Below are 822 nucleotides of genomic sequence, written 5' to 3'. Positions count from 1 at the left end.
AATTATCTGGTAGGATTTCACCTTCAGCGACCATACTACCTAGCCAGATTCTCTCCTGTTCCGTTGGGTGATACTCGGTCGCACAGTTCGGGCATACCCGTCTGATAAGACGCTGGGCCAGCACCCCGCCCAAAGAACTCGCTACCAAATAAGGCTCTGCGCCCATATCAATCAAACGCATGGCACTGCCAATCGCGTCATTGGTATGCAAGGTCGACATCACCATATGACCTGTCATTGCCGCCCGCAAGCCAATTTCTGCGGTCTCTTGGTCTCGCATCTCACCAACCAAAACAATATCCGGGTCTTGACGCAAACAGGCCCTAAGTACGGTAGAAAAATTCAATCCCACCTTTGGGTTAACCTGTACCTGAGTAATTCGCGGAAGACGATATTCAACCGGATCTTCTGCGGTAATAATTTTTACTTCTGGTTTGTTCAATTCAGATAGCGCGCCATACAAAGTGGTAGTTTTACCACTCCCCGTCGGCCCGGTTACCAGTACCAGTCCATGCGGACGTGTCACTGCGATTCTAAAACGCTCGAGTATTTTGGGGGGCATACCTACCTTGTCCAGCCCCAGAATACCTTCGGTCTGATCAAGAAGACGCATCACCACGGACTCGCCATATTGCGTAGGCATCGTCGATAGACGCACATCCACTGACCGCGCCTTAACCCTAACGTTAAAGCGTCCATCTTGAGGAATTCTTTTTTCGGATATATTTAAGCCCGACATCAACTTCAAACGCAGTACCAGGGCGGCATTGATTCGTGTCTCTTTCATCACCTGCTCTTGCAGAATGCCATCTATACGCTGCC

Annotated in this window: 1 protein-coding gene; it reads right to left on the bottom strand. The window is 49.9% G+C overall.

Annotation, left to right across the window (positions count from 1 at the left end; all coding sequences use genetic code 11):
* The coding region (locus A3757_RS01530; RefSeq protein ID WP_197469642.1) for a GspE/PulE family protein at positions 1 to 822 on the bottom strand (822 nt) is incomplete at both ends.

The organism is Oleiphilus sp. HI0117 (assembly GCF_001635235.1).
This window is presented reverse-complemented; position numbering and strand designations above follow the sequence as displayed.